The organism is Chryseolinea lacunae (assembly GCF_016735595.1).
GTDB classification, from domain to species: domain Bacteria; phylum Bacteroidota; class Bacteroidia; order Cytophagales; family Cyclobacteriaceae; genus Chryseolinea; species Chryseolinea lacunae.
The window spans coordinates 36,409-56,773 of record NZ_JAERRB010000020.1 but is presented as its reverse complement, the minus strand read 5'-3'; the positions used below and the strand labels follow the sequence as shown (position 1 = coordinate 56,773).

12 protein-coding genes are annotated in these 20,365 nt (G+C 51.1%); 10 read left to right on the top strand and 2 right to left on the bottom strand.

Features of this window, described 5'->3' with window-relative positions:
- Window positions 1-161: 161 nt before the first annotated feature.
- Window positions 162-683, bottom strand: coding sequence for a lipocalin-like domain-containing protein (locus JI741_RS31745; protein WP_202016535.1), 522 nt, complete (start codon window positions 681-683; stop codon window positions 162-164).
- A 128-nt stretch (window positions 684-811) separates the two neighbouring features.
- Between JI741_RS31745 and JI741_RS31740 the strand changes: the two genes are divergently transcribed.
- The 3 genes from JI741_RS31740 (at window position 812) to JI741_RS31730 (ending at window position 2,200) form a co-directional block, all read left to right on the top strand.
- Window positions 812-1,165, top strand: a complete 354-nt coding sequence (locus JI741_RS31740; protein WP_202016527.1) for a hypothetical protein — start codon at window positions 812-814, stop codon at window positions 1,163-1,165.
- A gap of 112 nt (window positions 1,166-1,277) precedes the next feature.
- Window positions 1,278-1,802 carry a ferritin gene (locus JI741_RS31735; RefSeq protein ID WP_202016526.1) on the top strand — a complete coding sequence of 175 codons (525 nt, stop codon included), beginning with the start codon at window positions 1,278-1,280 and terminating at the stop codon, window positions 1,800-1,802.
- A 203-nt stretch (window positions 1,803-2,005) separates the two neighbouring features.
- Window positions 2,006-2,200: a (2Fe-2S) ferredoxin domain-containing protein gene (locus JI741_RS31730; RefSeq protein WP_236676380.1), complete on the top strand. Its 195-nt coding sequence runs from the start codon at window positions 2,006-2,008 to the stop codon at window positions 2,198-2,200.
- Between the two features lie 66 nt (window positions 2,201-2,266).
- On the opposite strand, the gene JI741_RS31725 is transcribed toward JI741_RS31730, so the two are convergent.
- A complete protein-coding gene (locus tag JI741_RS31725) occupies window positions 2,267-3,679 on the bottom strand; it encodes a hypothetical protein (protein ID WP_202016524.1) in 1,413 nt (470 codons plus the stop codon).
- Between the two features lie 754 nt (window positions 3,680-4,433).
- On the opposite strand from JI741_RS31725, the gene JI741_RS31720 reads away from it, so the two are divergent.
- The 7 genes from JI741_RS31720 (at window position 4,434) to JI741_RS31690 (ending at window position 20,335) form a co-directional block, all read left to right on the top strand.
- On the top strand, window positions 4,434-5,300 hold the full coding sequence (locus JI741_RS31720; RefSeq protein WP_202016523.1) for an STAS domain-containing protein: 867 nt from the start codon (window positions 4,434-4,436) through the stop codon (window positions 5,298-5,300).
- Between the two features lie 5 nt (window positions 5,301-5,305).
- A complete protein-coding gene (locus JI741_RS31715) occupies window positions 5,306-5,707 on the top strand; it encodes an STAS domain-containing protein (RefSeq protein WP_202016522.1) in 402 nt (133 codons plus the stop codon).
- Window positions 5,688-6,101, top strand: coding sequence for an anti-sigma regulatory factor (locus tag JI741_RS31710; RefSeq protein WP_202016520.1), 414 nt, complete (start codon window positions 5,688-5,690; stop codon window positions 6,099-6,101). Before JI741_RS31715 ends, JI741_RS31710 begins: the two co-directional genes overlap by 20 nt.
- On the top strand, window positions 6,094-7,113 hold the full coding sequence (locus tag JI741_RS31705; protein ID WP_202016518.1) for a SpoIIE family protein phosphatase: 1,020 nt from the start codon (window positions 6,094-6,096) through the stop codon (window positions 7,111-7,113). Before JI741_RS31710 ends, JI741_RS31705 begins: the two co-directional genes overlap by 8 nt.
- A gap of 1 nt (window position 7,114) precedes the next feature.
- A complete protein-coding gene (locus tag JI741_RS31700; protein WP_236676379.1) occupies window positions 7,115-8,752 on the top strand; it encodes an ATP-binding protein in 1,638 nt (545 codons plus the stop codon).
- A 5-nt stretch (window positions 8,753-8,757) separates the two neighbouring features.
- Complete coding sequence (locus tag JI741_RS31695) at window positions 8,758-9,165, top strand: response regulator (protein WP_202016514.1); 408 nt, start codon at window positions 8,758-8,760, stop codon at window positions 9,163-9,165.
- Window positions 9,166-10,480: 1,315 nt separating this feature from the next.
- Window positions 10,481-20,335 carry an NIDO-like domain-containing protein gene (locus JI741_RS31690; protein WP_202016512.1) on the top strand — a complete coding sequence of 3,285 codons (9,855 nt, stop codon included), beginning with the start codon at window positions 10,481-10,483 and terminating at the stop codon, window positions 20,333-20,335.
- Window positions 20,336-20,365 lie beyond the last annotated feature (30 nt).

Below are 20,365 nucleotides of genomic sequence, written 5' to 3'. Positions count from 1 at the left end.
AAGGGATGTTTTTTTAACGTGATTGGGAATTTATTTCTCTGCCGTGAACGTAGGGAGGTGATTATAGTTGTCTGATAGTTGAACATCCCTGGTTTTTCTTTGCAACGGGAGAATCGTTCCTTTCTCACTGGATTCATCTAACTGACCTTGGTGCTGCAATCTTAGTCGATTTTCCGTAACCACATGACTTGCCACTGCTGCCTGGGATCAACACTTTTCAGAAACAGGGTGTCGCCCCGGAGCACAAATTTTCGTTTGTATTCCGTTGCGTTTTTCTCCGGCCGTAAGTTTCCGGTAATGGTATGGGTAACCACGCGGTGTTCCCAGTCAACGGTGTATTCGCCAAAATAAGCGTCGTAGGTATCGATCCAAATTCGGTTTTGTTCGGGTGTCCATGAATTGTCGCCCAGGCCGATGCCCGTCGACGTGCCGTCGTGCTGCATTATCGAGTCTGTGAGGAGAGGCTCGCGTTTTTTATGCCACAGGAGTTGAACGCTCATGTTGCCGTCGGGTGTGTAGATCAGAAGGCCATCGACGTTGAGGTCCTCCATTAGCACATTTCCCTGGCTGTCGATCTGTTGATCGGCCACAAATCTCCACGTGCCGGTTAGTGCCCGGTCGTTATCTGCACAGCCTGTCAAAAGCAATACAGGAATTAGCGTAAGTATGATCAGGGTTCTCATGCCGTTTTGGGGTGGGTAGGGTGTGCCCGGGTCGCCTACAGGAAAATACGTATTATTTAGAATTTTTCTAATTAGCCTTGGTATCAACCAAATCCGGGTGTATTTTTGAGCATCAAAATTGGACCAGCTTGGAACACATTCTTACCGAAGTTCTTCCGCTTTCGCTTACCCATGCCGGAAATTCTTTCACGTTAGTGATTGACGATCAGGCTATTAAGCAATCTACCTGCGAGTTCATGCTCACCTATTCGTCCATGGTGGGAACCGACATTGAAGCGCTGCTCTCTAACCTTTCCAATGCTTGCGACAGCGTGAGCGTGCCGCTTTCGGGCCGGGGTAGCGCAGTGGTGGTTAGCCTCCGTGACTTTGCCCGGTTGAGAACACTCTACGGTCAGATGATGTATGAGCTGAAGCTGCAGGACCTTCTTGTCCGCTGTGCCATCTTCCCCCAGTCTACACTGGAGTTGTCTGAGTTGAACTAGACTTCTTCTAAATTACTATCGTTAATCCATTTTGGTTGGGAGGTTGTGTGCCTTCGAAATATCTTTGTTGAGGAAGGAATATCCTTTTCTATTGATCAACCAAAATCCGAACATGAACTCAACCTCTATACTTCGTCAGAAAACTTCTCTTCAGGAGAGTGTTCTCGGCATTCTCAATCAACAGATGGCTGTGGAAGCACACTCGTCTGCCTTGTATCTCTCGATGTCGGCCTGGTGCTATGCCCAGGGTCTTCGCGGAACCGGCGAATATTTTAGAAAGCAGGCCGATGAAGAGCGCGAGCACATGATGAAGATTTTTCATTACATCACACATGCCGGTGCGCTGGCTGTGTCGCCCGAAGTTGGTAACGTTGAACGCAACTTCACCGACCTCCGTTCGGTGCTGCTGTTGGCGCTGGACCAGGAGATCCAGATCACCGAGAACTTCAACAAGATGACCGAGCATTGCCAGAAAGCGCGCGACTATCAGACCGCACGGTTCCTGCAGTGGTATCTCGACGAACAATATGAAGAAGAAAAGCAGGCCCGCCGCTGCATCGAGATTTTCGATCAGATGAACGCGAAGGATGCTATCTTCGACATCGACCGCCAGATCCACGATCTGAAAAAGGACTGATCCCAGACATTCTGAAAATTATGAAAGGCTGTTCATGGTTATGGACAGCCTTTCTGTTTTATGCCGCTTCCGGATTGAAGTGAGGTTAAATCGTTACCTTGCGTTTCTAAATCAACGAAAGGATGAAACATTTCTCCCGATCACCTGAGTGCGTGTTTTACGTTTGCTGTGGAAGCAAGTGTAAGAAGTCGGGCGGAAAACATTTGTATAAGCAAATGAAGAGTGAGGTGAAGCACCGCCGCCTCAAACCACACGTGCAGGTGATCAAAACCGGCTGCACCGATCGTTGCAAAATGGGACCCATCGTGGCTGTGATGCCCAAAAATGAATGGCACCTTCAGGTGAGTGAAGAAAAGGCTGTGGATTTGGTTAATGGATATCTGACGCCGCATCCCTAGCGACGAGTTTTTTGATGCATGTCGTTGTTTGTTAGATACGATTACAATTTTGCTTCTGGTCTGCGCTTATGCATTGATGACCGTTTTAATCAAATCGCGATACATAAGCTTCTCTTCCCAATAGTTGCTGTGAGTGAAGGAGAATAGGTTTACGCCGGGGAAATCGCATTGCACATTCGCGACGTTTTTGTAGTAGTCCAATCGTCCGCTCACATAGTCTTTTTTGTCGTAGTAGTTTCGCCAGCCAATGTCGTCGAGGTAGCGCACAATGCACATGCTGAGTGTGAGGTTTGGTGGAATGGTTATGGTGCTCCAGCGCTGTTGTTTGAAACAGTGGTAGGCTTCGATCAATTGTTGCCGGAAGATCTGTTCGGGCGGTGTTTTTTCGCGGAGGAAAAAAACAATTTTGTCGAGCGGGCTTCCAAAGGTTACGAACCCCCGCAGCTGATCCGATATTTTTTTAATGCTTTCTGTTTTGGCGAGGTTGTTGCAATTTCCCTTTGCATCATAGCCATCGATCATTTCCTGATTTACCAACAGGTTGATTTTGTTGATGGCATCGTATGACACCTGGCTGCCCAGGGAGTGACCCGCAATGATGACCGATTCATACTCTCTGGGTATTCTTTTGTTTTCGAGCCCTTTATATTGTTCTGACTCCAATCTTTTTTCGATCAGGAACTTGATCGAATCGACTGCGCCGTCCAATATTTTTCTGCGGATTTCGTAGAACTTGGATTTTGGATCGATCACATTGTAGATGCAAATGTCGCCCAGTACGTTGGCGAGTTTGCTGGCGCCTAATTTCAGGAATGCATTCAACATGCTTGTGGCTACGCTGCCGATCAGGGGAATGTAGGAGAGTAGTTTCAGTAAAACCGATATGGCCAGGTTTACGAGGAGAATGATTTTTGTGAAGACACCCAGCACCAGCCAATATACCGTGGGATTAAACTGGCCTTTGCTGTCGAAAAAAATACTTCGATCGTTAAATTCCTTTCCCAGGGCTGCCTGCTCTTTGTAGAAACCTTTCGCGCCCTTCACCACGCCGTTTATCCAGTTGCTGATGTCGGTCCAGCTGGCCTGATCTTCGGTGAAGTTGGCCCAGTAGTATTCGTAGATGTCGATGTGATGGGGAGAATTTTTGTTCTTGATGCGCACTATGTTGTCGAACCAGGGCGAGTCGGAATCTTTGTCTTTCACGATCACGCAATGGTGAAGGCTCAAGTCGTTGTCTTTGCGCAGTGAATATTCCTTTGCCAGGCCGCGACCAAACTGATCGAGGGTTTCGAGCGGCAGTTGATTTCCGATGCCGTGAAAGATAAGGATGGCAGTGTTTTTTGTTACCCATTCACTTTCAGAGGGCACTGTGTTTTCGTTGTAGACGCTTCGCAAGACCACCGAGGGAATTTCTTCGGATATTGCTTCGGCCAGTTCGTGCGAAATGTTTTCCGGGCGGATTTCTTTTGTGGCGGTCATAACGATTGTTTTTTTTTGAGGGCACTGGATGATTGCGTTAATGTTTAAAGGGTTTGTCCCTAGCAAGCGTGTTCGAAATTGCTGGAAGCAAAAAGCCCATCACATAATCCTTTCACGAGGTTATGCGATGGGCTCCAGTATGAATATAATGGAACACGGTTGAATTGGCAAGCCGTTGTTGTTATTTGTGTCTTTGAAAATAAAATTCAATGACTGACGTCAGGCTTTTCAGGGATGACAAGTGTGGAATTTCGGGCTGAAGGATTTTTTCTTTTACTATGATGGTAACTTCCCTGGCTAGTTTCAGGTAGGCGAATAGCCTTTCGGCCCCGGAAGAACATTTCGGCTATGCTTGCAGGTGATGTTGTTGGTGATTGTACGGACTGGTTTCAGTGATTTATTGGCGTATAGCGATGGCGTTGGTGTTCTTGCTCCGACAACCACGGCGTTGCAATTCGTATGGATCCAGCGGCCATTTTACGAATCTAAACATCCCAGATTTCTTTAGAGCCGCGTGGGAGAATGTCTGCAGTTTAGCGATCAGCAAGCTTGTTGGTGATCTGATGCCGGAAGGATATAGAATACGAGCGCTTGTGGACTATGAGATGAGCGCGCTAAATGTGTGTATTAAATTCCCCAAAGGGAGAATGTTTTTCCAGGTTATTTAAAAAACCGGCGAAATAGATAGGTGCCGTGGCGTTTATCAAGTTCGAATCCATACCTTACAAGCTTGTGTTAATTCCTAACAACCACTATGAAAAATGAAACCATAAAGATTCTTCAAAAGCAGAAGAAAAAGATTCTAGATATGTGGATGAATTTCCAGTTGACAGATGAAACGTTGCGAGAAGATTTGATGAACAACGACGAACTGAGGATGCAATCGGAGGATCTTGTTACGGCCTTAGTAGACAATTTGAAGGATGAAAACATAGACACTCCGGATAGCCCTGATTTTGATTCTGTGACCGATATTCTTAACGGTATCTCTATATCGCGCGCGAAGCAGGGTTATACTTCGCGTGAGACGGGAATTTTTGTGTTCAGCCTCAAGCAAGCGTTGCTTGTTCTTCTTCAACAGGAAATCAGAGATCCACAGGTGTTATACGATCAATCGCTGAAGGTTAACAAGCTGATTGATTTCTTTGGCGTAGCCACGTTTGAAACGTTTATCAAAGGACGTGAAGAGGTGATATTGCGGCAAACCGACGAAATCACCGAAATATCGACGCCTGTGATACAGATATGGGATGGCATTCTGGCCTTGCCGATTATCGGCACGTTGGACAGTGCCCGCACCCAGGTGGTGATGGAAAACCTGTTGCAAAAAATTGTGGAGACCGGGAGCAGCATTGCTATCCTGGATATTTCGGGTGTGCCGGCGGTTGATTCACTGGTGGCGCAGCATCTGATTAAGACGGTGAGCGCTACACGTCTCATGGGCGCCGAGTGTATTATCAGCGGCATCCGGCCTGAGATTGCGCAGACCGTTGTTCACCTGGGCATTGACCTGAGCGGCGTGATTACCAAGGCATCGCTGGCCAGCGCGTTGAAAACTGCGTTCGGCATTTTGCAGCTTCAGGTGACACGAAAGCAGAAGAACCCACTGATAGTTGAGTAACGCATATGGAGAAAATTCCAATCCTAAAGATGGGCAAGCTTCTTCTGGTGACGATTCAAGTCGATCTGTATGATCGTTTGGCCGAAGCATTGGAAGCCGATCTTGTTCAGATGATAAACAAGACAGGAGCCCAGGGTGTGCTCATCGACATATCGGCGGTGAGCATTATCGATTCTTTCATGGGAAGAATAATCGGCAACATTGCCACCATGTCAAAAATATTGGACGCCGAGACTGTGGTTGTGGGTATGCAGCCCGCGGTGGCCATCACCCTCATAGAACTCGGCCTTCCGCTAACGGGCGTGTATAGTGCGCTTAATGTGGAGAAAGGAATGAGCCTGTTGCAAGGTAAAATCAACCTTAAGGAGACGGGCTTTATACCTGAGGATGATGGTGACACTGAATAAGGAGTCCATGACCGTGGTGCGCGAAATCGATGTGATTCCATTCCGCAACCGGATAAAGGAGACTGCCGCGAAGATGGGTATGGGTTTGGTGAACCAGACAAAGCTTATCACCGCAGCAAGCGAGCTCGCCCGAAATATGTTGAAGTATGCCAAGGGCGGCAAGGTGTTGATTGAAGTGATCAGCAAGGGGCGCGAGAACGGAATACGTCTAGTGTTCAAAGATGAAGGGCCGGGCATTCCCGACATTGCGCTGGCGATGAAAGACGGCTATTCAACGGGCAAGAGCCTGGGGCTTGGACTTCCGGGCACACGACGGTTGGTGAGCGAGTTCAACATAGAAACAGAAATTGGAAAAGGGACAACCGTCACGATAATAAAATGGAAAAATGGTTAAGCCCTTTAGCAGCTATCGCATTGAAGAGCGAAGCTATGTGTCTTACATTAAACGGGAAATTCACCACGGAAATCTGAAGCGACACTTCAGTCAAAAGCAGGTTGGTGAAATAGATATCATTGTGTCGGAGCTCACGTCTAACCTGATCAAGTACGCGGGAAGCGGGGACCTGCTCTTCCGGACCTTTGATGTGGGGGAGAGTGATTCTGTGTTTGAAATACTTTGTCTGGACCGGGGTGAAGGAATGGCCGACACACTGAAGATGAAAAAAGACGGCTACTCCACGTCGTCAACGCTAGGGCAGGGACTGGGAGCCATTGAGCGCCTCAGCACCACCACAGCGCTGTATTCAACTCCCGGGTGGGGCACGATTGTGTATGCAATGGTGTCGACACAAACACAGACAAAGGCCATGAACAGCCCCGGTTTTGAATTTTCTTCGCGGGCGCTCATGGTTAATAAACCACGCGAAACAGAATGCGGAGACGGCTATTGCATTCAGGAAACCCCAACACACTATCGCATGTTTTTTGGGGACGGTCTGGGGCACGGCCCGCACGCCAAGACTGCCGTTGACAAGGCGATTGAATATTTTTTGCAAAGCCCGGAGAACGACCCGGTGGTGATACTGAAAAATATTCATGACTACGTGAGAAAAACCCGTGGGCTTGTGGCCACCATTGCGCTGTGCGACAAACAAGCAGGAACCTGGAAATTTTGTGGTGTCGGGAATATTCTTACGCGCGTCTTTAGTGGTATTCAATACAAAAACTATATGCCGTATAATGGCACGCTTGGACTTAATATTCCAAACTCCATGAACAGTTCGGTGTATCCTGTGGAGCGGAACCAGCATGTGATTATGTGCTCGGATGGAATAAACACGCGTTGGGATATCGGCCGCTTTCCCTCCGTTTTTCGGTATGACAGCATCATACTGGCGGCTTGCATCTATAAAGATCATGTGCGGGGAACCGACGATGCGTCGGTATTGATTGTTAAAGTGAATTGATATGAAGGAAATCGTGTCTGTAAGTCTGGAAAATGATATGGATCTGATTCTCGCGCACAAGCGGGTGATGAAGGTGTGTGAGCTAACGGGTTTTTCATTAATCATCCAAACCTCCATTGCCACCGCCATATCGGAGATTGCCCGCTGTGCCATTGAACATGGCGAAGGTGCTTCTTTGAAACTGGGAATAGACGGCACGGCCACACGAAAATATCTGGTGGCACGCATTGAAGACTCTATAGACTTTAGTTTGAAATGCCAGGAAGCCCTTAACTATGCAAAACGCCTGGTGGGCAACATTGAAGTGATCAAGACCCCCAAGGGAATTCAGATCATGATGAAACACCTGCTCAATTTTTCGGGCACGTTCACGCCCGGCAAGATTGATTCTTATGCAGACTATTTTAAAAACGAGCCAGCCATTTCGCCCTACGACGAACTGCGAAGAAAGAACCTGCTGTTGCAGGAATTTGCCGATAAAATTCGCGACAGCGAAGACGACTACCGAACCCTGACCGATTCGTTGCCCCTGATGATGTTCACGCTCAACAACCGCGGACAGTTGACCTACAGTAACAAATGGATTGAACAATTTCTGGGAATCCCGCCAAAAGAAATTACGGCTGCGGCCTGGCAAAACATCGTTCATCCCGATGACTACGCCACGTTTAACCGGGCGGTGACCGCTGCGCTTCAAAAGGCCACGCCGTTGAAGGGTCAGTATCGGTTGAAAGAAAAAGGCTCGGGCAATTTTGTGTGGCACATGATCACGGCCTTGCCCTTGAAAAATGAAAAGGACGCCCAGGTGAAATGGATGGGGTTTATGGTCGACATTGACGCGCACAGGCTGGCCGAGAAGACGCTGAAAGACAACATGGACCTGAAGGAGGTGCAGGAAAAACTTTTTGAGAACCAGCAGGAACTTCAAACCAAAATTGTGGAACTGAACCGAAGCAACTACGAGCTGGAACAATTTGCGCACCTGGCCACACACGATCTGCAGGAACCGCTGCGAAAACTTTTCTTCTATGCCGACGCCCTCAAAACAAAATATCACGACAAGTTCGACGCCAGTGGGCTGAACATGCTGAAGAACATGACCAACGCGGTGTCGCGCATGAAGGAGCTCATCACAGACCTGCTCAACTATTCCCAACTGCACCAGCAAAAGCTGGACTTTAACCCGGTTGACCTGAATGTGACGGTGCAGGATATTCTGAAAGACTTTGAAATAACCATCCAGGAAAAGCGCGCATTGTTCGACATCGGGCCGTTGCCCCTGGTGAACGGCCATGCCCTGCGCCTGCGGCAGTTGTTCAGTAATTTGATATCGAACGCATTGAAATATTCCAAGAAGGAGGTTGTGCCCCACATTCAAATTTCGGTGAGTCAAACGGATGAAAAATTTGTATTCCTGGTGAAAGACAATGGCATCGGCTTTGAGCCTCAATATAAGGATCGGATTTTTGGTCTGTTTGAAAGGCTGCACACGCGCGATCAGTTTCCGGGCACCGGCATCGGGTTGTCTATATGCAAACGGATTGTTGAGCTGCACCACGGGCACATTTCGGCCACCGCTGTGCCGGGTGAATATTCGGCCTTTGAGATTGAACTGCCGATGGCAGCCGTTGTCAACTAAGATTTATGATGAGGAAAACTGCCCCGATATTGATTGTTGACGACGACGTGGAGGACCATGTGATACTGGAAGATTACTTTTCGGATCTTGGTCTGAAACACTACCTCCAATTCGCAAGCGACGGCAAGACGGCATTAGAACTGCTGGAAGGATTGGCAGACAACGAGCTGCCGGAGATTATTGTGCTGGATTTGAATATGCCTATTCTGAACGGGACACAAACGTTGCTTGAATTGAAGCGGTCGCTTCGCTATAAAGAAATCCCCGTCATTATTTATTCGACTTCGGAAAACGACAATGAAAAAAGTAAGTGTCTGAGTTTTGGCGCCCTGGACTATGTGGTGAAACCGTCGGATTATGAGAGCGGCATGAAAACAGTTCAGTATTTGCGATCGTTGGTGAAGAATTTTTAGTGAGTCTCTCGGAAGAGCGAAAGCGATCTGCGGCTTTTCAAAATCCTTCCGGTTCAATTCACGCATCATTTGGCAACTCGTGCATACGGCTTGACGACCTGATTACGCAGGAGCAATTCAGAAAAATATTGCGTAAACAACGCGCGCTCAATTTTCTGGCAGCAGAACACTATAGTTGCTCCAGCGGAAAAAAAACTCCGGCCATTTACCGACTCGGCAACATATATTTTTTTTCGATCACTGGATTTTTTTTCGACGCGACCGTCTTGGCAAAAGGCGTGTGACGCCTATCAGTCCACCCGCCACTAAAAGGATATCAAGTCCCAGCAGGGGAACTGGCGCCGGCGTGGTTTGTGGATTTCCGGGTTGTGCGAATGACGAGCCCGACAGGGTTAACAGCACGCATAAACTTATGCTGAATTTTCTCATAACGTTAAGGGTGTTTATGGGTTTGTTTTTTAAGTTAAGGCAATACGTTATCTCCAACAACGGCATCTCGACAATTTCTTGCCGCGAAGTTGGGGGCTGAATAACCATATGTTATTTCCGGTGTGCGTCACCCTGATTACGTCTGGTGGAAGGCTTTCTAATTTGGAATTTCTGAATGGAGCGCGTCGTTACAAGATGCGGTTGGGCTGGTTGAGAAATTACAATTATAGAGCACTTGTGAAATAGGCATATTAGTTATTCAAAGGCACACAGCATAACACACGAACGAACAAGTATAGATGGGCTCTATTCATGTAAGGTAGGCATTTGGGATATGCGTTGCTATCATTACTTGACTTAATTGTGGTTGAAATCAGATGAACGCAGTTGGTATAAGATTAACTATAGAGTCGAGGCAAATAACGTGGTCAATGACTGGCGACGAGGGTGATGTTGGTTTGAGATTCATTGCTGGGAAATGAAAGTTGGCTTTGTAGCACAGTTTTGGCACTCGTGCCTGAAAAAAATATATTCGCGGATATAGGGCCATTGAAGGTCCCAGAGCTATCAGTTATAGTGCTTCGCTTTATTTGTTAGGCGATGGAACAAATTGATTGATTTGTGTTGACAAATCACGAATTTAATTTCTACCTTTAACTCGCAAGCAAGTTCATTACAGCAATTCCATTCTGGAATTGAAATTTTTCAAGATGAATATTCTCACCTGAGAGAAGTATCGACCTCCTACGAAGTTAAAGACCGTCAAAGACACGAGAAAAGTTAGCAGTTGTTGCCATCATGTTTTTGGTGTTCTACAATTTCACGGTACAGTTACAAATGCTATTGATTGTTTGTGGAGTTATTGTGTGCTAAAAATTTAAGAGTCATGTTACGGAAATTAGTATGTTCGGTGGCTTTGCTGATGAGCGTTGTCAGCATAAGCCTTTCGCAGTCCATCACCAGCTATACCTTCACCTCCAGCAATGGAAGTTTCTCTTCGATATCGGGAGGCGTAAGCCCTGGCGGTATTGGTACGGCTGATGAAGGTTACTTTAACGGCATCCCCATCGGCTTTGATTTCTGGTATATGGGGACACGCTACACCACCCTTTCGGCCAGCACCAACGGATGGCTCACGCTGGGCGCGAACATCTCCACGGCAACGCCGACCGACAATCTTAGCGGTGGTGATGCGCCAAGGCCTGTGCTTGCGCCGCTGTGGGACAACCTTGAATTGTCGCCCGCCACAAAAGTTTCTTATGTGACCACCGGGTCTGCGGGGAGCCGGATTTTTACGCTTCAGTGTCTGAATGTAAAGTGGACCACGGGCGCCAGTGGCAATACCATTTCGTTTCAAACGCGTCTGTATGAAAACAGCGGGAAAATTGAATTTATATACCGGCCCGAATCGGGCACAGCGAATGCGCCCTCGGCGTCGATCGGCATTGCCGCGACTGCTACGGGCTCGGGCAATTTTTTGTCGGTGAACAATGCCGGATCGTCCGTGAGTTCTACTGCGGCGTCAAGCGTTACCAGCAAGCCGTCGACGGGAAAAACGTATGGCTTTGCTGCGCCCGTGCCTGCGGCGCCGTCGACCTTAACATTTTCGTCCATCAGCAGTACGGGCATGACCTTGAACTGGGTCGATTTGTCTTCGAACGAAACGGGCTTTGTGATCTATCGTTCCACCGACGGCGTAACGTATACCTTTAATGCGCAGACGGCAGCCAATGCAGTGTCGTCCACACAATCCGGGTTAACAGCCAACACCACGTATTACTGGAAAGTGCAAGCCGTTACAGAGGGTGCTCTGAGCAGTGCGATCAGCGGCAACCAGACCACGTTTTGCACCGGGTCGCCAAGCGTGACGGCAACAGCAACCGAGACGTGTGTAGGTGGTAGCACAGGAACGATCACGGCGGCAGCGACCGGCGGGGCGCCGCCTTATACGTATAGTCTCAACGGCGGCGGCTATCAGTCGTCTCCTGTTTTTGCCGGGCTTGCGGCGGCTACTTATACGCTGAATGTTTTGGGCACTTCGGGTTGTGTGTCGTCCATTTCTGTCACGGTCAATTCGTACGCGAATTCAACAGACGATCAGAATGCGACGGCTTTAGGTTCGTGGGTCGGGCATGTTTATGATGGCATAAGCTTTGGCAGCTACGTTGGGCACTACACGGAAACGGAGAACTTTAATGAATCCTTTGGTGGTGCGCTTACCTGTTTCGATGTAACCTCCGGCGCCACCACGCGATCGATCTATACGGAGTCATTTTCCGTCAAGTATAGAATGACCTCTACAAAAAGAGGGCTGTATGTGGTTGACCTGGGATCGGACGATGGCAACCGGTTGACGGTTGACGGCACGTTGGTTTTCAACAGTTTTACTTATCAGTCTTTTGCAAACCGGCCCTCGGTTCTCCTAAACCTGAACGGCGCCAGTGCCTTGTTGTATGAATATTTTGAAAGCAACGGCAGCAATCAGGCGATGTTTCAAAACCTGACATCGGTATTTTCCAATACGCTTTCCACCAACCTGGTGCAAAGTGTTTGTGTTGGCAATGCGGCTTCGGCGATTAGTGGCAACACGTTTGGAACGTTGCCTTCGGGGATATTTTCTCCGGCCTATCAATGGAGCTATAGCACGACTGCGGGTGGCGCGCGCACAAATTTGCCGGGCGCCACGTCGGCCACGTTCACACCGTCGACGGCTGCTTCGCCCTTTAATGTTCCGGGAACGTATTATGTTTACCGCAATGCAAGTCTGACCAGTTTGAACAACGTGTCACCCTTTCCATTTGTGGCCACAAACGAGTCGAATGCGGCCACGGTGGTGATCAATGCAAGCGGGCAATGGACCGGCAGCGTCAGCACAGACTGGGCAACCGCCGGCAACTGGTGCACCGGGGTTGTGCCCACGGCCACAACCAACGTGGTGATCGGGGCCACGGCTGTGCGCATGCCTTCGATAACCACAAGCGTGACCAGTAATAATCTTACCCTTGATGCAGGTGTTACGCTGACCATTGGTGCAACAGGCACCCTGAACATTTCGGGCACGTTCACCAACAATGGCATTGTGGCAAACACTGGCACGGTGAATTTCAACGGCACTTCAGGACCACAGATTTTTTCCGGACTGACCTCTTTCTACAATTTGACAGTCAGCAATCCGGGCGGCCTGCTGTTGCCCAACGCGATTACGGTGAATAACAACGTGATCCTTGCGGCGGGCACGTTGAACACCAACAACTTCAATATGGTGGTGAAGGGGAACTGGACAAACAACGCTTCGACAACCGGTCTTGCTGCGGGAAGCTCTACACTAACCTTTAATGGAACGGGCGCCCAGACCATTGGTGGTTCATTTGCCACCACGTTCAACAACGTTGTAGCGGCAAACACCTTGAACACGGTCACGTTGGCGAGCAACGTGAGTGTTGCCGGTGATCTCACGGTGTCGTCAGGAACGCTGGACCTGGCGTTGTTCACCGCGGACCGCGCAACTGCCGGGGGCATTCTTAGTGTGGCCAACAATGCCACGTTGAGAATCGGGGGAACAAATACGTATCCGGCCAACTATGCCACCAGCACACTGGTGGTAGCCAGCACGGTAGAATATGCGGGGACAAATCAAACCGTTTCCAATCAGCTATACGGGAACCTCTTGCTTAGCAGCGCGGGTGGTGCCGTTGTGAAAACATTTCCGGCGACGCCCCTGACCATCGTGGGCAATCTTAGCACCACGACCGGATCAGGAACGTCGGTTACGGTGACGGCCGCTTCTGCGCTGATTGTCGGCGGCAATGTTTCTATCGGTGCATCCACCACCTGCAATGGCGGTGCGTTTTCGCTCTCGGTGGGTGGTCATTGGACAACACTAGGCACCTTCAACGGCGACACGGGCACGGTTACGTTCACAGGCTCAGGCATTGCTGTGAGTGGATCGGGTTTACAGAATTTCCATAGCATAACAGTGACCGGCTCAGGCATTGTTTTGTCGTCGCCGCTGATAAGTCTTTCCGGAAATCTGGCAACAACGGGTTCGGGCTCAACCGTTTCGCTGGCGGGCACCACGTTGCAGATGACGGGCGCGGGAGCCACCCTTGGGGGTGGTGGAATTTCATTGGAGAACCTGAGCATTGCCGGCACGGTGACCACGGCATCGTCGCTAACGCTCCATGGCAACTTGTTGGTTAGCGGAAGCCTGACGGCGAGTGCCGGGTCGATCACGATGAGCGGTGCCACAAAAACCATATCGGGTGCAGGCACGATGGCCTTCAGCACGCTTTCCATTTCCGGCGCGGTGACGGCCACGTCTGATTTTTCTATTGCGTCGGCCCTATCCGTGAACGGAACGCTGTCTGCCACCGCGGGCACGGCGGTCTTTACGGGCACGTCCACCCTCAGCGGAACGGCCAATCTTTTTGACGTGACGCTGAACGGCACAACGCTAACGCTATCGGCCAATTCGGTGTTGGGGGTTGCCCGTGTGCTCGCCGTTACCTCGGGTGTGATGGATGTTGCGTCGTCGGCTCCGAACACGGTGGATTTCAATGGTGCGGGTCCACAGAATGTTAATGGCTTGAGCTATGACAACCTCACGCTGTCGGGAGGAAACAGCAAGACAGCCGTGGCGGCCCTTTCCGTATTTAACACGCTTACCATCGGTGCCGGCACCACGTTTTTGGGAGGGGCGTTTACGCATTCTATTTACAACGACTGGGTGAACAACGGAACCTTTGTTGCCGGTGCGGGCACCGTACAATTTTTGGGCACGTCCACGTCCAGCATTATCGGCGCAACCACATTCAATATTCTGACCGTTAACCATGCTTTGGCAAGCACAGAGCTGACGCTGGCCAGCAATGTGTCGGCTGCCACCGTGAACATGACAAACGGAACATTGCTAACGGGTTCGAACACGTTAACCATCACCACCACCCGCACGGGCAACGGAGACATTTACGGGTTCATTCAACGAACCCATGCGTTTACCACCGGTGTTGCCTATGCCTTTAAAAATCCGGAGAACAGCATCACCTTTGCGGCGGTATCGGGCGTTACCAGCATCACCGTTTTTGTGACGGACGCTGAAGTGGCCGATTTCCCGTTTGGCGGTTCGGCCCATGAGGAGTATGACATCACCGTTCCGGCCGGAACCTACACGGCCACGTTGCGCCTGTCGTATGATGACGACGAACTGAATGGGAACAACGAAGCCTCTATGGGATTGTGGCACTACAATGGCAGCGCGTGGGTGGCTGTGGGCAAATCGGGAAACAGCACCACCGCCAATTATGTTGAAAGAAGCGGGTTGACCAGCATCACCAACCGCTGGACGTTTTCTGACAATGCCAATGTTGTGGAATGGAACGGAAGTGTGAGCAACGCCTGGAACACCGCGGCAAACTGGACGGTTGTGCAGGGTTCTGCATCAAGACCGCCGTCGGCGTTGGATATTGTGGCGTTGGGAAACATATCGTTTACCAACCAACCCACCATCAGCACGGCGGCGAGCACTAATAACATAATCTTTGGAAGCGCCAAGGCGGTAGTCCTCACGGTGGCCAGTGGAGGGTCGCTCACCACCTCGGGCAACATTGCCGGAAACTGGAACGCGAGCGTTACGCACACCATCAACCTGAACAACCAGGACCTCACGGTGAACGGCGATTTGATTCTGAGCGACGGTGTGAACGGTCAGGCCATCGACCTTACCATCGGGTTGGGCACGGTGAACATTGACGGTGTGCTGACCGAATCGGGCGGGGCCAACATAACCTTTGTCAATGCGGGTGTTTTGAATCTTCATGGCGACTTTGTGCGTACCAGCGGCACGTTCGCTGCAGGCACAGGCACTGTGGCCTATGTGGGAAACGCCAACCAGGACATCGCCAACGTGGCCTATAACGATCTGGTGATTGACAAGACGGCGGGACTGGCCACGATCAATAGCGCTGTTGCCATCGGGAGGAATGTAACGGTGACGGCAGGTGAACTGGACAACCATGCCGCCACGACCATTGCCGGAAACGTGACGATAGCGCCGGGAGGAATTCTGGACAACAGCAACACGTTGACCGTTGGCGGCGACTGGTTGAACAACGGCTCGTTTGTTGCCAATGGCGGCCAGGAAATTTTTGACGGGGCCGGCGCACAATCCATTTCGTCGAGCACGTTTAATGACCTCGTCATTAACAAACCTGTGGGCACCACGGCGACGCTCACCGGCAACATTGCCATTCATGGCGACCTGACCGTTGCGTCGGGAACCTTTGATATCAAAACGTTCGACAGCAACCGGACGGTGCAGGGAGGTACCATCACGCTGGCGGCTCCGGCGACGTTTATTGTTGGCGCGAATAACTCGCCGCTCAATTTTTCTAACGGCACGCTCGACGTGGCCAGCACGGTGATTGCGAACGGCGTTAATCCCCAGTTTATTTTCGGACTGGAGTTTGGCAATCTTATTTTCAGGAATGGCGGTCTGAAAACATTGGTGTCGCCCATCAACGTGAAGGGCACGTTGACCATTGAGAGCGGCGCGACGTTTGACGGCGGTGCAGAAACCCTTACCCTGAACGGCAACTGGGTGAACAACGGAACGTATATTCCTTCAGCCGGCACAACGCTTCAAAGCGGCGTGGGCAAAACCATTTCGGGCAACACCACCTTCAACAAGGTTATTATCAGTGGCAGCTATTCTAACCTGGCCGACATTACCTACAACGATGTGCTCCACATCACCAGCACCGGATCGATCGTTTCGGGCGCCGGAATTTTTACGACCCTGAACGGCGACCTGATCAACAATGGCATTTTGAATACGCTGGGCACCACAACGTTTACCGGCAATGTTCAGCAAACCCTGAGTCTGATCAACGCGGTGAGCACCGTTGCGCTGATCGTGAACTTTAACGGTTCGGTTTCGCCGGTACTCAATTCAACATCGACGCCACAGTATGGATTTTTGAATATCAACAACACGGGCGGTGTGAATCCGAGTGTGGACTGGACAATACTCTACGCGCTGACCGTGGGCAGCGGCGCCTCCTTTAATGCCGGTGTGACTACGCAAACTATATACGGTTCATTAACCAACAACGGCATCATCACAAGCCTCGGTGTTTTAAATTTCATTCCGGCTTCGCCCGTCACCCTGAACATGGGCAGCAATTTCTCGAGTGCGGGGCTGGTAAATTTTGGCGGCTCCGGCGCGATAACCCTTGCGGGTACACCGGTTTCTTTTCGTGATGTGCTGGTGTCGAATACGCATGCCGCCGGCATCACACCGTCTTCCCCTTGGACAATCGCCAACAATTTTACCGTAAACAGCGGTACGGTGTTTCATGCCGGTGCCCTGACGTATGACGTTGGCGGAAATATTTCAAATCGTGGCATGTTGAATCGCGGCACATCGGTTTTTATTCTGCATGGCACGGCCTTGCAGGATGTTTACAGCGTCTCGGCTTTTCAGGATGTGACCATCAACAACTCGGCAGGGGTGGCCACCTTGTCTTCGTCGGTATCCGTGAACGGGGTCCTGAATTTTATTGCCGGCCGGTTGCAGACCGGTCACTACACGCTGACTCAGCCCGCTACCGGTTCGGTGGTGGGGGCATCGCAGGCCACCGGTTGGGTGCAGGGCAACCTGCAAAAGTATGTGGCCACAGGTGCCCCTACCCAGACGTTTGAGGTGGGTGATGCAATTCTTTATGCACCGGTTTCAACAACGTTTGCCAGCGTTACCTCGGCGGGCAGCCTGGTGGCCTCAAGCACTGCGGGCGAACATCCTGCGGTGAACGCTTCGGGCATTGATCCTTCCAAAAGTGTGAACCGCTACTGGACGCTGACCAACAACGGTATCGTGTTTACCCAATACGACGCGACCTTTAATTTTGCGGCAACAGATGTGGATGCGGGTGCCAACAGCGCGGCATTCGGCATACAGGAATACGATGGTTCATCATGGTCCGCGGTTAACGCATCGCTGCCCAACCCCACGAACATACAGGCCAACGGAATAACCGCGTCGGGCGATTTTGCAATTGGCGAGATCTGTCATGCGGGCACTGCGATTGCCTATGCACTGACGCCGTATTGTTCCAGCGGCGGAACGGCCAGCGTGACGGCTACCGGCACCACGGGTGGCACGTATAGTTCGGCTCCGGGGCTGTCGATAGACGGAACCTCGGGCGACATTGCGTTGGGCACCAGCGCGGCCGGACAATATACCGTTACCTACACCATACCTGCTGCAGGCAGCTGTTTGACGCAAGCGATCACGACAACGCTGGAGGTGACGTCGGCGCCGGTGGCTACTATCGGCTATGCCGGTTCTCCCTACACCGTTGCGGTTGGCACAGCGCCCGTAACGTTCTCGGGAACACCCGGCGGAAGCTATTCGTCCACGCCCGGGCTGTCTATTGAATCCACTACGGGTGAGGTTACGCTAAACACCAGCCTGGCGGGTAGCTATACAGTTGCCTATACCATAGCCGCCCTGGGGGGGTGTCCGCTCTATTCAACCACAGCGCTCCTTGTGCTGGTGAACAACCTGAAAACCTGGGATGGCGGGGCGCTGACGACTAACTGGAGTGATGCCAACAACTGGAACCCTAACGGTGAGCCTACTGCCCTGGACGACATTGCCCTGACGGGGCCACACACAATAAACGTGGACGGTGCGGGTTTGGTGAATCATCTCACCCTCAACCATGCAGGCCTGGTGTTGACGCTGAACGCGGGAAATCCGCTGACCATTTCGGGCAATCTCGTGCTGACATCGGGTAGTCTGGTAGGCTCAAACGGTTCCGATCTCTTGCTGTCGGGCGATTGGATTAACAATGGCGGTACGTTCACGGCCAATGGCAACACCGTTGTGTTTTCCGGCACGGGTGTCCAAAACATGGGTGGTTCGGCCGTGACCGACTTCCACAACATCACCATAACCAATACAGCCAACCCCGGTGTGCGGGTGGAGAGCGATCAACATCTTGGGGGCGTGTTGACTCTGGGCAGCAATGTTTTTTTTGACGCAGACGGCAGCAACAACACCGCCATCTTCACGCTTATTTCTTCCGGCGATGACCCCACTCAGGATGCAGCGGTCGCCATTTTACCTGCCGGCGCACAGATCAATGGCGCGGTGACCGTGCAGCGTTTCATGAGCCAAGAGGGTGTGAACAACAGCCTCTACCGCTACATCGCCTCGCCGGTTGAACGGGCCAGCGTGGCCGACATCCAAAACGAAATTCCGATCATGGGTTCGTTCACCGGCAGCAGTGTTTGCACGGGATGTGGAAGAGCGCAAACCATGTTCTTGTATAACGAAAGCGTTGTCACCGATTTGAACCGGAGCGGCGTTGCGGACCTTGACGATGGCTACGTCGATTTTCCCAGTAGCGCCGCGACAGAAACACTTGTGCCCGGAAGGGGATATCCGTTTCTGGTGAAAGGAAATCTGCTCGCTTCAACCTTGTGGGATGTTCGGGGCAGGGTGAACACCGGCAACGTGACGCCCGTGATCTTTCCTGTTTCGTTTACGTCTTCGACGGTGGTGGCCAACGACGGCTGGAACCTGGTGGGCAATCCGTTTCCCTCGACCATTGACTGGAATGCGGCCACGGGTTGGACGAAGACCAATGTGGACGGTACCGTTTATGTATCGGACAACGACAGCGGCGTTCTGCAATATTCAACCTGGAACGGAGTGACCGGCACCAACGGCGGCTCGCGCTACATTGCCCCGGGTCAGGGATTCTGGACCAAAGCCGATGGCGCGGGCGCGCCTGTGCTGGAAGCCAACGAACATGTTAAAGTTGCCGGTACGCAAACGATCTTTTTCAGGGAAGGCACGATCGACAATCTGCTGCGTGTTACGCTGACGAAGGGAGCCTTGAAAGACGAAACGGTTGTGCACTTCCGGGACGATGCCACGCCCGCATTCAACAACCGCGCAGACGCCTGGAAACTGATGAATGGTTCCGTCAATGTGGCATCGTATAGTAGTGACCACGAAAAACTGGCCATCAACTCCTGGTCGACATTGGAATGCAAAGCCACCGTTTTGCTGGCGTTAGACAACCTGAAGGAAGGAAGCTATGAACTGATTTTTTCGAATCGCGATTCGTTCGAGGGCGACGTAGGCATTTGGTTAGTCGATGCCTACACGCACGATTCGGTCGCCATCGGTCCGGATTATCATTATCCGTTTGTGGTGGGTCAGGAACCGGCATCAAAGAACAGTGGCCGCTTCCGACTGCAATTTGAGAAACCGCCGGTGCCGGTGCCGATCCATGAAGCTGATGGTGTGTTTTCCGTTGACGCAACCCGTGGCATTCAGTGGTATTTCAATGACGTTGCCATGGCCGGCGCAACAACCTCGACGATCGTGCCGGGCGAGAGTGGAAACTATGGCGTGACGGTGCTTAGCAATGGTTGCGAACGCAGAGGTGCCAGGGTGTTTACCGTTACCGATACGGAAAGCGCCCTGCGGTCGGGAATAAAAATTTACCCGAATCCCACCACCGGTGTGTTTTATGTTGAAACGGAACAACCGATAACCTCCATAGCGGTGACCAACACACTGGGAATGGTTGTGAAGACCGTGGCGTTGCCCGACAACGGTTTGGTGTATCGCTGCAGTTTTGATATTCATGAATATGCCTCGGGAATGTATGTTGTTCACCTGATGGCAGCAGGTTTTCGATTGAATATTAAAATCGCGAAAGAGTAGACGCCGGCTTGCACCGGAACGCTGCACACG